General features: G+C 39.6%; 13 protein-coding genes and 1 pseudogene. 2 read left to right on the forward strand and 12 right to left on the reverse strand.

The genetic code is table 11. From position 1 onward, the window contains the following. Nucleotides 1–502: 502 nt before the first annotated feature. A complete protein-coding gene (locus DXD06_RS02890) occupies nt 503–1,159 on the reverse strand; it encodes a class I SAM-dependent methyltransferase (protein ID WP_330378783.1) in 657 nt (218 codons plus the stop codon). Further along, nucleotides 1,125–1,535: a peptide deformylase gene (locus DXD06_RS02895; RefSeq protein ID WP_055262451.1), complete on the reverse strand. Its 411-nt coding sequence runs from the start codon at nt 1,533–1,535 to the stop codon at nt 1,125–1,127. The genes DXD06_RS02890 and DXD06_RS02895 overlap by 35 nt, the downstream gene beginning before the upstream one ends. A gap of 29 nt (nt 1,536–1,564) precedes the next feature. Here DXD06_RS02895 and DXD06_RS17225 point away from each other — a divergent pair. Further along, a pseudogene (locus DXD06_RS17225) lies at nt 1,565–1,887 on the forward strand (transposase); the annotation flags it as partial. A 54-nt stretch (nt 1,888–1,941) separates the two neighbouring features. On the opposite strand, the gene DXD06_RS02900 reads toward DXD06_RS17225, so the two are convergent. The 9 genes from DXD06_RS02900 to DXD06_RS02940 all read right to left on the reverse strand — a co-directional run bounded on the left by DXD06_RS02900 (nt 1,942) and on the right by DXD06_RS02940 (nt 9,177). Then, nucleotides 1,942–3,288 carry an ATP-binding protein gene (locus DXD06_RS02900; RefSeq protein WP_117830582.1) on the reverse strand — a complete coding sequence of 449 codons (1,347 nt, stop codon included), beginning with the start codon at nt 3,286–3,288 and terminating at the stop codon, nt 1,942–1,944. 299 nt (nt 3,289–3,587) lie between these two features. Then, nucleotides 3,588–4,211, reverse strand: coding sequence for a DUF4230 domain-containing protein (locus DXD06_RS02905; RefSeq protein ID WP_117830583.1), 624 nt, complete (start codon nt 4,209–4,211; stop codon nt 3,588–3,590). Next, on the reverse strand, nt 4,208–4,816 hold the full coding sequence (locus DXD06_RS02910; protein WP_055262447.1) for a DUF4230 domain-containing protein: 609 nt from the start codon (nt 4,814–4,816) through the stop codon (nt 4,208–4,210). Before DXD06_RS02910 ends, DXD06_RS02905 begins: the two co-directional genes overlap by 4 nt. 133 nt (nt 4,817–4,949) lie before the next feature. Next, nucleotides 4,950–5,774: a DUF6591 domain-containing protein gene (locus DXD06_RS02915; RefSeq protein ID WP_147343600.1), complete on the reverse strand. Its 825-nt coding sequence runs from the start codon at nt 5,772–5,774 to the stop codon at nt 4,950–4,952. Between the two features lie 193 nt (nt 5,775–5,967). Continuing rightward, on the reverse strand, nt 5,968–6,747 hold the full coding sequence (locus tag DXD06_RS02920) for a DUF6591 domain-containing protein (protein ID WP_117830585.1): 780 nt from the start codon (nt 6,745–6,747) through the stop codon (nt 5,968–5,970). After that, nucleotides 6,744–7,172: a MerR family transcriptional regulator gene (locus DXD06_RS02925; RefSeq protein WP_022046225.1), complete on the reverse strand. Its 429-nt coding sequence runs from the start codon at nt 7,170–7,172 to the stop codon at nt 6,744–6,746. The genes DXD06_RS02920 and DXD06_RS02925 overlap by 4 nt, the downstream gene beginning before the upstream one ends. A gap of 284 nt (nt 7,173–7,456) precedes the next feature. Further along, the gene (locus tag DXD06_RS02930; protein WP_022046224.1) at nt 7,457–8,092 is read right to left on the reverse strand and encodes a lactate utilization protein; all 636 of its coding nucleotides are present in this window, start codon (nt 8,090–8,092) and stop codon (nt 7,457–7,459) included. Between the two features lie 24 nt (nt 8,093–8,116). Further along, entirely contained in the window at nt 8,117–8,290 is a 174-nt protein-coding gene (locus tag DXD06_RS02935) for a hypothetical protein (protein ID WP_055068397.1), read from the reverse strand. Nucleotides 8,291–8,322: 32 nt separating this feature from the next. Beyond that, on the reverse strand, nt 8,323–9,177 hold the full coding sequence (locus DXD06_RS02940; protein ID WP_117830586.1) for an N-acetylmuramoyl-L-alanine amidase family protein: 855 nt from the start codon (nt 9,175–9,177) through the stop codon (nt 8,323–8,325). 180 nt (nt 9,178–9,357) lie between these two features. On the opposite strand from DXD06_RS02940, the gene DXD06_RS02945 reads away from it, so the two are divergent. After that, entirely contained in the window at nt 9,358–9,900 is a 543-nt protein-coding gene (locus tag DXD06_RS02945) for an ECF transporter S component (RefSeq protein WP_117830587.1), read from the forward strand. Between the two features lie 93 nt (nt 9,901–9,993). Here the strand turns inward: DXD06_RS02945 and DXD06_RS02950 are convergent, their stop codons facing one another. Then, nucleotides 9,994–13,005, reverse strand: coding sequence for an FtsX-like permease family protein (locus tag DXD06_RS02950; protein WP_117830588.1), 3,012 nt, complete (start codon nt 13,003–13,005; stop codon nt 9,994–9,996). Nucleotides 13,006–13,015 lie beyond the last annotated feature (10 nt).

Here is a 13,015-nt window from a genome sequence, read left to right on the forward strand (position 1 = left end):
ACCGCTTTTTTCGAGAAAGTGGTATCTGGAAAAGCAATTTTTGATCTATAGAGACTTTCCGGTATCTGAATGCTAAATTTTCAATATATAGGTACCGCAATGGTATCTTTTACATGAATTTTATTGGCATAGATACCACAATGGTATCTTTTACACGAATTTTCTTCCGGGAGCGCCTTTAACTGCAGGTTCTGGTGCCTTTATATTTGTTCCACAGACAGGATTTGCGGAAATATGTTTCTCAATTATATTTTCTCCAGCCAACAGGAAGAAGGGGAACATTTCTTTCGGAAGAACAAATTTACAACTTGCTCTGGCACTCACAACCCACAGCGAATTGCGTAAACCGAACAACTTTACTCCACGTACCTGAAACCAACGCCAGAGCTAACTTGTAAATTTTTCTGTAGAAAGAGAATGTCCCCTTTTTCCGTCACATCGAGAAACCTTATATTTAGAACAGTCTCCCCCGCAAATCCATCCCTCTGAACAGACCACGCAGTTAAACAGCAATTTCAAATATCACTATTTTTTCCCGTACATTGTTTCCGTCAAACAGATCTCTGCAATCAATTTCATCGGAAAACAACAATTCCTCTACGGTCATCAGATAAGCTATGTATTCATCGGATGGATAATAGAAAAACAACTTTACTGTTCTCCTGTTTTCATAATAAGAATTCAAAATCCGGGCAATTACTTTTTTCAGCAGTTCCAGCGAAAAAGGATTAAAAAAATAAATCCGGTCCACCGTTTCCGGAACTGTATACCGCTCCGCATTTGCAAGTGCAAATAATACCCTGCCGGAAGCCACGGCAGACTCTTTGTTATTCATAGCCTTTTCATAAATTCGCTCGTTATATTCGACACCGATAGACTGACATCTGGTTTGATATGACATAAAAAAATCAACTCTTCCTTTTCCGCAGCCGTAGTCGAGCAATGTGTTTTCCTTTCGAATCAGTCCGCTGTTTGCCAGACGTTCCAAAACTGAATAAGGCGTAGGTTCATAAGGATAACGATACTGATCCGCATTTGTATCGTCTCTGCCAGTGGTGCGAACCGCAAGAAGCCTGTCCCATCTTGTCTCGTTCTTTTCCTCGTTCATCGTTTTCCTTTCGTGATTAAATAATAATTCCGTTGCAATGATCAATTTCATGCTGGATGATCTGCGCCGTCCAGCCGGAATATTTTCCGTGCTGTGGTTTAAAATTCTGATCCAGATAATCTACTTCGATCTCCTTATATCTGGTACAGTTTCTGGCTCCGTCGAGTGACAGGCAGCTTTCCTCGGTCTGATACTCCCCGGATTTCTTTGTTATCACGGGATTTACCATTGCAAACTGAAACGGTCCGGCCGCTACAACGATAATTGCTTTGTTTACGCCAATCATATTTGCGGCCATGCCGACACAGATTTCCCGGTTGGCACGCAAAGTGTCTAAGAGATCGGTTATTACCTGCCTGTCGGCTTCTGTGGCAGGGGTTGCTTTTTTTGAAAAAATCTGTTTGCCTTTTACGATGTTTTTAATCATAATGTTATCTCCACTTTTCTTTTTACAGCATACAGCAGTGTATCATTTATGAGATCCGTAATTCGATGAAGTTTTTTTCATACAAAGACATCAAAAAACTGATGGCTGATTTGAAAGCTGTAAGACGGTTGATTTATTCCACCAATGCAATGGAAGGATTCGACCGTCAGCTCCGGAAAGTGACCAAAAGCAAAACGGTTTTACCGTCGGATGACAGCCTTTTAAAAATGCTTATCTGGCAGCCATGGATATCACGAAAAAATGGATTGACCACAGGCAGGACTGGGGTCAGATCCATTCCCAGCCGGAACTTTATTTTGAAGAACGTCTGACCGGGCTCCTATTTTTGTAATCTCTTCGGTAACCAGCTTCATCTGGTTTTCACCATAGATGACTTTCGCTTGCTTTATTGAAACAGGTTTTGTTTCCCCATATACCTTTTTAATAAAAAAGTACAAAAATATGGAAATGTGACTATATTCTCACTGATTCCCACATTCCCCGCCATGAGTTTAATTCCATGCTTAATATCTGTATAAGTATTACTTTTTATTAGTTGGCGCATAGATTTGGCACGATTCGTATTTGCTTTTACTTCTACTGGAATCAGTTCATTTGCGCTTCGAATAAAGAAATCTTCTTCTAATGTCGAATTATCCTTCGAATAATAATAAAGCCCATATCCCTGCTTTACCAATGCCTCTGCTGCAAAATTTTCATAAAGCGCACCTTTATAAATGCCAAGATTTTTATTTGCACGCAAGTCAATTTGTGATTCATCGTCCAGACTTGCCACCAATAATCCGGTATCCGAAATATATACTTTATATTTGCTTTCATCCACATTTCCTTTTAATGGCAATTCCGGAAATTGCAAACATTCACATACATTAATAAGCCCGGCATCTTTCAACCACTCTACACATCCCATATAATCCTTAGATCTTCCGCCCTTAGAGACTTTCGAATATTGAAATTTTTTATTTTCTTTAGCAAGCTGTGCTGGAATTGACCGGTATACACTCAGAATTTTCGCCTTATCCAGCCCTTGTGCATACTTTACAATATCATTTTCATAATCTACCAATAATTGATGCTGCAAATCCAGCGAACCCTCAAAAGTTTCTCTTTCAATATAACTTGATACAATCGCAGGCATGCCCCCTAAGATACAATATTCCAGAAAAAGGTTTGAAAAAATCATTTGCTCTGCTTCGGAAAAAGCAACTCCTTCAAGCATATGACATAGCATATCCGATATTGCTTCTTCCGAATACCCTTTTGCCCACAAAAACTCTTCAAAATCCATGGAGTACATCTGATAATCTGTTTTATACCCCACACTGATACTTGCAATTCGCTGATACTGCACCCCAAGTAATGATCCAGAACATATAACGTCGTATTTTCCATTTTCTTTAAAAAATTTAAGCGCGGTTGCAATCTCCGGGAAATCCTGAATTTCATCAAAAAAAATCAGTGTTTCGTTTTCTTCAAAATGTTTCGTCGGATCAATCCTGCTGATCAGCTTGATAATATGTTCTGCTGAAAACCCTTCCTCAACAATAACTTTATAAGATGGCTCTGTAATAAAGTTGATCTCAATTACATTTTTATAATTTTCCCGCGCAAATGTTCTGATCGTCTCTGTTTTTCCGACCTGTCTTGCGCCCTTTATTATCAGAGGTTTTCGATCTGGATTTTTCTTCCACTCCCTCAAAAATGCGTCTGCTTTTCGAACTAAATATCCCATATTGTGTACCTCCACAGTTTAAGTGTATCTATTATACACCTTTTCATGCAAACTTTTATAAAAATTTACATTTTTATGGGCGATTTTTTCTTCAATATTACATTTTTATGAGCGAATTATATTTATTTTTTACATTTTTATGAGGAAATTTACTTTTTTCAAGAGTCTATCTTGATCGTTTCTATCAATTTTTCTGTTGTTTAATTAGGCAAATGTTAATTTTTTACCAACCGTAACGCATACCTGCATAAAAATTGATGGCTTAGAATACATTGTTCCAAGCCATCGTAAAAAGCTTACTATTCTGTCGATTCTGCCGTATCCGACTTCACATGATTTTCTTTGATATCCCATGTGATCGTATACTCTTTTCCTAATATCGTACCCATATTTTTTACATAATCCTCTAACATAGACTGCACCCTTTGTTGTGCCTGTGCTAATAAAACAGTATCATTTGCTGCTGTCTTCTCCATTTCTTTCTCTGCCTTTTTATAGGCTTTCGTCTGATCATCTGCATCCGCTATTGCTGAATTTTTTGCATAATAATAGGAATCCTTGGTAATGCTGTCGGGATTTGGTTTTGAACTTAATACCTTTGCTTCTGGAATATGTATTTTTACATTTTCACCATCTACTTTTACATCTAACTTTGAACTATCAATGCCAAGTGTAACTATCCCATCATAACTGATCCAAAAATTTTTATCTTTTTTCCATAATAAATAACCAGAAGCATTTTTTTGGTAGTATTCCGCTACGTTGTGATAATAACATTCCATCGTTGCCCATTCACTAATTGTTTTCATCTGTGAAAGCTGTGGCTCCATCTGCATGGTATCAGCAGCTTCCTGTTCTGCCCCACAGCTGCAAAACAGCCCTATCATTGCAACAATAACCAGCACTTCTATTGTTTTTTTCATTTTGCATTCTCCTCTGATGTTATAATTTTTACTTTATAGTGATCTTCTGATGTCTCTGCATTTCTTACAAACGGTTCCACCAAACCCTTAATCGTATTTTCTGCATTCTGTTGTGCTGTTTTATAAATCATAGTTTCGGACTTACTTTTTTCTTTGATATCCTGAATACATGCTTTATATGCTTCTCCTGAAACCGTACCATCATTTGCTTTTTTCTCTTGAAACATATATTTTAAGGAATCAATATCAACCTCCGGATCGTCTAGTGTTACCTTAGGCAAAGTCACCGTAATCAAATATTCTCCCGATTCCTGTTCTTCCATTTTAATATCCACTTTTGTAAAATCTATCCCCGCTTTTACTCTGCCTTTGTATTTACAATAATAAGCTACTTTCGAAGGATCATCTTCATCCATAACAGTACAAATATCATTATATACACATTCATATGTAGATAACCGACTTACTTCAATAATCTTGTGCAGATTCGATTCTGTAACAATCTGTACGTCCTCTGTTTGATCAAATATTCCGCTTATAGACAGTATACCAAGCACAATAACCACTACAACAATTGCAATTATGGCTTTTTTTAACTTTTTCATTTGTATTTTCTATCTCCCATCTTTTGTTGTGATATCTTTTTTCAGATTATAATATATTTGTGTTAAAATCAACCTGTTTTATTGTAAATAAATTACATTTGTATATTACAAATGTAAAATACCCACCACCAAACTATTCTTTGGATCGAATAGAGGCCAGCACCTTCCAATACGCATCCTCATAAGTATCCTCTTTTATATCTCCAAACTCCATCAAATATATAATAAACCACCGGTTATCCTCTGGCGAAGGAAAACAGTAAAACCAACCTTTACCATCCATCCGTCCAATATCCGTATCCATCCAATGGTTGTATAGGTAGACAATTCCCTTTACTCCATAATCTGACACTACTTCCTTTTCTCCTGTCACTTTACAATGATCAATAGATTCTTCTAACATATCAATCATATTGTCATTATCTTCATAAAGGGTCTTTAAACTTACCTGATCCTCATCATCCAATGAATAACTTACACCAAAATAACTGAGCTTTCCTGCTTTCTCATCGGAGCAAACAATAAATTGCTGACTGTCCTCTGTTGTACTATCTACTTCCCATTCATTTGGAATATCCATAAGATAATTTTTATATGTATATGTGCTGTATGTTCCTTCTGCAAAAGCATTCTTCCTTACATCTTCCGCATCCACAGATAAAAGCATTGTTGCGCTATCTTTTTCATAAGTCACGATCAGTTTGTAGCCCTCCACATCGTGTGCCTTGAATGTTTTACTTTTTTTCGAATCATTAACAATAAATCCCTGCTTCCTGCAATCCCTTACATACGCATTATATTCTCCATAGGAAGTCCTATAAATTTTCAGTTTTGTTTTTTGATCATCTGCATGTAAAACCGCTCCGTTTTTAGACTTTGGCTCTGGTATTTTTTCAGTCAGATCATTTTTAGGCCATACATACGTGACTGCATATTGTTCTTTTTCTGTATCTTCCACAATGGCCTCCTTATCTTTTCTTTGTCCATTCCTTATAACAATAAAAATCATCGCTCCTAAAAACAATAGTACACAAATGGTAATAATCCCTATTTTCTTTCTTTTCATTTTTCTTTTCCTCATAAATTATTGTTTATGACAAAGAAAAGGACCTTTCGATCCTTTTCTTCATCCCACCATCATAAAGCAGATCCTATTGGATTTCTGCAAGCTTTTTCACAATACGTGCCTGCACTTTTGTATAGTAGGCGGCATCCGCAGTCGACAGATTATCCGTATCTACGTCATTTAACTTCTGCATGTAATCGGCATATTTCGTCATATAATCCGCATAATCATTTAACATTCCCGCCACATCATCAGAATTTTCATACTTTTTCATAAACTCGATATATTCATCAAAGAAATCTTCATAACTATCCATCATCTTCTTAAAATCCGCATCAACTGCCCCATCTTTCTTTTTAGAACTGGTTTTCTTTTTCTCCTTCTTATCAGTCTTTGAGGAATCTTTGGATGTATCTTTTGCGTTTTCCGAGTCATCTGTTTCTTCCGGCTCCTCTGTTTCTTCCGGCTCCTGCGTATCCTCCGTATCATCGTCCAGGTCATAGATATCTATATTCATTGTCTTTTTCCTTTTATCATAACTCAGCGAGAGCGTATATCCATCTTTATTCTCTGCATCATATGAATCTTCCGTCCCATAATAATCCTCATTAAATCCGTTTTCCTTACATGCATTTATATAATCTGCAAACTGTGATTTCGACGTATTAAAAACGTCAATTTCAAAAGAATCTTCTGCATCCAATACAATTTCTCCGTATTTCGATTCCGGAACAGGCAACGATTTTACCAGCGTACTTGTCGGCCAATGATACTCTGTTTCTTTCGTCTTCATAGCATTACAACCACTAAGATTTCCCAAAATCATTATTCCACAACACATTACCATTATTAATCTTTTTTTCATTTCTCTTTGTCCTCCCTTTTTTGATCCTGCTTCATTTTTCTCAACACTGCTATATGATCCATATAGGTCTTTTCCACAGTGTTTTCCTCTGTCGGAACCGGTAACATTCCATTTTGCTGTACATATGAAATAAATTCCATCTGTCCGTTCAGCTGTCTGATCTGTTGCCTTAGCCCTCGGATTTTCTTTTCCAGATACTGATTTTTTTGTTTCTCCGAAAGCGTCAGAAGATCTTTGATTTCCTTCAGATCAAGCCCCATTGCCCGATACACCAGAATCTCCCAAAGACGTTCCAGTGCAGCGTCATCGTACAGTCGATAATTGTCTTTCGACCGCTGGGCAGGCAATAGTCCTTCATCATCATAAAACTGCAAAGTTCTCTTGCTCACTCCTGCCAGCCGGCTCACTTCGTTTACTTTTTTCATTACGGCCTTTACCTTTCCCCGTACTTTTCAGCATAAACTATCACGCATACGTGACCGCAATACTGATTTCCAGAAATGCCATTTCTTGGGTTTCATAAAGGCCTTTGAAAATTTTGCGAGGTAATATTTCCAGAAATAAAAAAGCTCTGGAAAACATCTGTTTCCCAGAACTTTTTATCCTTTATTATTCATTTTTCTTACAAACCTGCCGGATCAGCTGAATCAGTGCCACCACTGCCAATGCTATATGCCCGTAATCATCACAAGAAAACCCGTCTTTCTTCTTAAAAGCCCAGATTTTCATCCACCAGAATAATCTGAAACCGTCCTTTGACCCTGCTGAATCGGGTTGTCAGAATCTGACAGCAGATGCACTGTGGACTTTTACAGTCAAAACAGCTTCCGTTTTTGGAACATGGTGTGTCAATGCCAAATCGCTGTGCATTAATCGGTGCCGCCTCATTCCGCGCACGGTGCAGGGCGTCTTCCTCGGATTTTACGACTTTGTTCATACCCACAATCAGCAGAACATGCTTTGGTCCATAGGCATACGCAGCCACACGATTGGCATTTCCGTCAATATTGATAAACACGCCATCCTCGCTCATGGCATTGACACTGCCCAAAAAATAATCCGAGCTGAATGCTTTCCGCGCAATCTCCTCTTTTTCCTCCGGGGTTTTTACTTTATCCCGATCATAAAATTCATACTCACCGTTGGAAATGGCATCGTAAAGACCACACTCCTTTACAGAAGTTGCACCGCCCATGTTGATACTGCTGCCCTTTGGAATCAGTTCGAGTGCTTTCTTTACCGCTTCCTCTTTTGTCTCTACATAGTATGCTTCCATGTTTCGGGATTCCAGTGCCGCCACAACACGCGCTCCCAGCTTCTCATTTCTCATTTTCCTTACGTCCATTGTGTAAACCTCTTTTCCAAATAGCTACGCTATGATTTCATACTGCATCAGCTCATATTTGAGTCTGCTTCCCTCCATAATCTCCGGCGGAAGCAATGCCCGCGCCACAAGTTTTAAATCATCACTTTCGATATCTGTCCGCTTCAAATTTGCATAATCTCCATCAATGCTGACCACTTCATAATACCATGTTTCCATATGCTACCTCCATTTTTTATTTCATATAAATCTCACAGACTGCTTAAAGGCGCTACATGAATGTATTTTTTCGCATAGCTATTGATTCCCCGCAGTAATCCGGCTGCTAATTTTTCCATTTTTTTGTCACTGTGATCCGAACACTGGTTGCCCAGTTCAATATCAACAGAAGGAATTGTACTGTATGAAGTCTGCGTCAGGTCAATCTCCGCAGCTCCTGTCCCGCTTATTTTCACTTTTTTAGAACGCAATCCCTTAATCAAAGCTTTTCCCAGAGCATCATGTTCTTCCCAATAAGAAGCAAGCGGTTTTCGGTTTTTCAGCTGTTTCGGAACAGAAGCATAAAAACATCCTTTGTCATAGGAAAGTCCGTCACTGTCCCAATGCAGTGCAATATGACAATCTGCTACATTATTACATATAACCGTGCGCGCCACATTATCCAATTGTACATCCTTTCCATCCCGGACCATGAGCACATCATACCCCTCTGCCAGCAGTTTCTTTTTCAGAATCTGCGCCATACGAAATGTTACATCCCGCTCTGCGGTTCCGTCACGGAATGCCATGCCATCCGACACAGCCACAGCTTTGATAGATCCGGCTGCCGTTGTCCCTCCCGTTACTTTTGCAGAGCCATCCGGATGGCACAGCGTTTTGACCGATGAACCGCCTTTCGTCCCATGTCCCGCATTGACTGCAATCACAATATCCTTCCGGTTCTTTTTCGCCTTGTACATAACGGCATAGCCCGATGTAATTCTGGCATGATCCGCATATTTCCAGGAGGAGTCCAGATAAATTTTCTCCTTCCCCTTCGCATATCCGCATATCGGGAAACTGATGACCATCAAAAATACAATTAGAAATACTATCCCCTTTTTCATATACTCTCCTCTTTCTAAACATTCGACAGTTTTTATCCCCCTGTAGGAGCAAAATATCTTTTCACTGTCTTTACTCTACCTCATTTTTTATGGTAACACAAGATAAAATCCCCGTGTCGTTGCATTTCGGTGCCTTTAAGAGTATCATTACCATGATACGAATTTTAGGAGGATAAATTTATGAAATTAAAAACAAGACAAATCACTGTTACAGCAATTTTACTCGCAATCTGCATTGTAAGCCAGTTTTTCAAAAACCTGAATGTATACATCACAGGCCCGATCATCAATGCCGCTCTGATTTTAACCACGGTATACGCTGGTCTGGCCTGTGGCATCATTTTAAGCGTGATCACTCCAATCACTTCCTTTTTCATCACCGGAAGCCCGATTATGGCAGCCATTCCTGCAATGTTCCCATGTATTATGATTGGAAATATCATTCTTGTTGTGGCAGTTGCCCTGCTCCGCAGTAAATTCGGTAAAAAAGCCGGTTTGCCCGTATCCATTGTAATTGGCGCTGTATTAAAGGCTCTGTTTATGGGAATTTTGATTTCTCTTATCATTCTGCCGAATATGCTCCCGGCAAAAATGCAGCCAATGTTACATGTCCTGCAGCTTCAATTTTCTGTCACACAGTTAATTACCGCTCTGATCGGCGGGGTATATGCTATCATCATTCTTGCGGTACTGCGTAATACCTCTCTTGGTGAGCAGGCGTAATCCCACATTACATAAATTAACGCCCCGGCAGCTACAACTACCGGGGCGTTTTATGTACCTCTCCAAAGTACCAGTTCTTTTTATTTTCTTTGTTTACTCTACATTTTTCAAAGCCTGATCCATCGGAATCTTCTTGATTCTCTGGAAATCAAATACCATAACAATCAGATATCCGATCAGCACAAATCCAAACATTTTTGCATAACCAATCGGTGTTACGCGAAAAGCGAACCAGCCGCTGTAGGAAAAGAGCATCATCCGCCATGCCGCGGCCATAACAAGTGTTCCAAGAATCACACTGATGAGATCCGCGATTACAACCACAATACTCGTCGAAAGCAGATACAGACTCGCGATCTCTTTGTTTTCGTATCCAAGGATTTTTGTCATGGAAATCGCATTTTCATTCTTCTCAATAATCAGTTTCGTCAGAAGATAGATCATAACCGCAGCCAGAAGAATACAAAGAATCTGGAAATAATTCATGTACGATCCCATCGAATGGTCAAGCTGATCTGCCATCTTTGTAATATCTCTTATCGTAATGGTCGTTGCAATATTTTCCTCATCAATATCTGTAATCCTGCTGTCGGATAAAAATCCACTGAATTCATTTTCCTTTAAGTCAAATACTTTTCCGTAATTGTCAATCGACATAAAGAGCGCAAGACTTTGGGACTTGTCATAAAATCCCGCAACTTTAAACTTGTAAGATTTGTTTTCATACTTTTCATCCAGCGATACGGTATCGCCAACGGTAAGTCCATACTTGTCAGCAAACGAAGTGGAAATATAAACTTCATTTTTCTTGAGCGAACTTAACTTTTTGATCTTTACATAGTTGCTGTTGTCCGCGATTCCATATACCGAGATCTCCTCATCAAGCACATCACTCTTTTTTACGAGTGAGGTCATGTCAAACTTCTCCGCATCTTTATTTTCTGTCGTAATCAGTTTATTATCGTCATCCTCATAGGATTTGAGCACATACTGGTATTTTGCAAACATCATGCCATCCGTATTGCTCTTGTAATAATCGAGCGTATCCGGCATACCGACCGCCATCGCAAGCATGATCATGATAAAGAAAATACCGACAAACAAGATCAGATAGTTTGCAACATTCTGGAACATGATACGCAGACGGAAACGGCTTAAAAAGCTCCATCTCGGCAGACGCATGGCTTTTTTGTTCTTTGCCTTTTTTAAATCATGACGTAAAAACTGCAGTGGTGTATGCTGCATCATGCGCACGATCACAATCAGGTTGACAACCAGCATCAGAATCACCGGAACCACCGTGGTCTTAAAGAATGCATCCGGATTCCAGATCGTGTAATACGTTGGCAGACTGTAACTGTTGTAATACATCGACACAACAATATTTTTAAACACCGTATAGCCGAGTATATTTCCGACAATCGCAGCCAGCAGTGTTACAATAACCGGCATGGACAGATAGTGCTGCACCAGCTCTCTTTTCGTGTAACCGGACGCGCGCAGCGTTCCGATCGCGGAGGACTCTTTTGCAATCGTATTGCTGATCGTCACGGCAAAGATAAATGCGATGATTACCACAAGGATATCCAGCAGCACACCTCCCATGGCTTTGTCCGATCCCATATCATCGGTTGCAAAATTGATCGCCGGATTTCCGTATTTCGGTGTGTAATCTTCGAGCTCATTGTCCGCAACAACCACCTGTGTGAGCAATGCACGCATAAAATTATCAGAGCGTGTTTTTTCCCCGGCCTCATCCGCAGGCTCCGTTTCATATTTCCATGCATAAGTATAGTGGATACTCTTGTGCAGCCGGTCGAAACCGTCCTGTGTCACCATTGCCACATCAAATTTCAGTGCATCAAACATCAGATCGGTGGTCTTTTCGTGTAAGGTGGAGTAATTGACATACGCAAGCAGTCCCACAACTTTATAAGTCTCTCCGGAAACTGTGACGGTATCTCCCACCTTTATTCCGACATTGTCGGCGTGCATACGGTCAATGGCAATTTCATCCGCCTTCTGTGGAAAACTTCCCTGCAGCATACATGCCAGGTTGATATCCTTTGTCTTTGCAAATACGCGGATCGTTCCATCCTTTTTCCCATCGTTATTATAATCTTCTTCCTCATTTCGGAAAAAGTTTTCATACAATGTTGTCTTTGTTGCCTTAAAATCTGGATCGTTTAATTTATATTTTTCTTCCGCATCCGCATATTTGTCTTCGATCTTGTCCTGTGCCTTTTTCCAGGCTTTGTCGTAGGCTTTTTTGTAGGCCTTATCATACGCCTTTTTGTAGGCTTTTTTATATGCCTTGTCGTAGGCCTCATCATACGCCTTGTCATACGCTTCGCTGTAGGCTTTGTCATGTGCCTCGTTATATGCACTGCTGTATGCACTGTCATACGCTTTTTTATATGCCGGAGCATAAGCCTTACTGTATGCACTGTCGTAAGCTTTTTTGTAGCTTCCGTCTTTTTTTGCCTGTGCTACCGCAGTATCCAGCATCTGCCCCGCTGTCTGTGCATCCATCCCCTGTGCCAGCAGGGATTGTTTTACCTGCGCTGCAAACTGTGCATCAAACTGTTTGACAAATGTTGCATCGAAACTCTGTTTAAATTCCGGATCAAACTCCTTCTTAAAAGATGACGCAAATTTTGCCGGAAACGATTGCTCAAACTGCTTTTTAAATTCTTTGTCAAAAGATTTCTTAAACTGTTCCGGAAATTTTTTATCGAATTCTTTCTTAAATTTATCCGGAAACTTTTCGTCAAATTTTTCCTTAAATTTTTTCGGCAGTTTTTTATCCAGTTTCTTTTTTGCTTCATCCAGATAATACTGTTTGACATCCGCTTTTTCACCGGTCTCAATTGCCGAAAGCAAGGTGGCATCTGCCTGTTTTTTTAGCTCAAAATGACCGTCTTCCTGTTTGTATTTTGTCACGCCTTCGTTTGCCGAAGTAATCATACTCTCGTTTGCCACATACATACCGGACACAAAGCCGATCGTGAGCACAAGAAACAGGAATACAACCAGATATTTTTTCCAGTCCCCGATCAGTTCTTTCGGTATTCTCCTGATCAGGGGATTTTTGATTTTTTTCATAGCAGCCCCC

Source organism: Roseburia sp. TF10-5 (genome assembly GCF_003462365.1).
Classification (GTDB): Bacteria; Bacillota; Clostridia; order Lachnospirales; family Lachnospiraceae; genus Roseburia; species Roseburia faecis.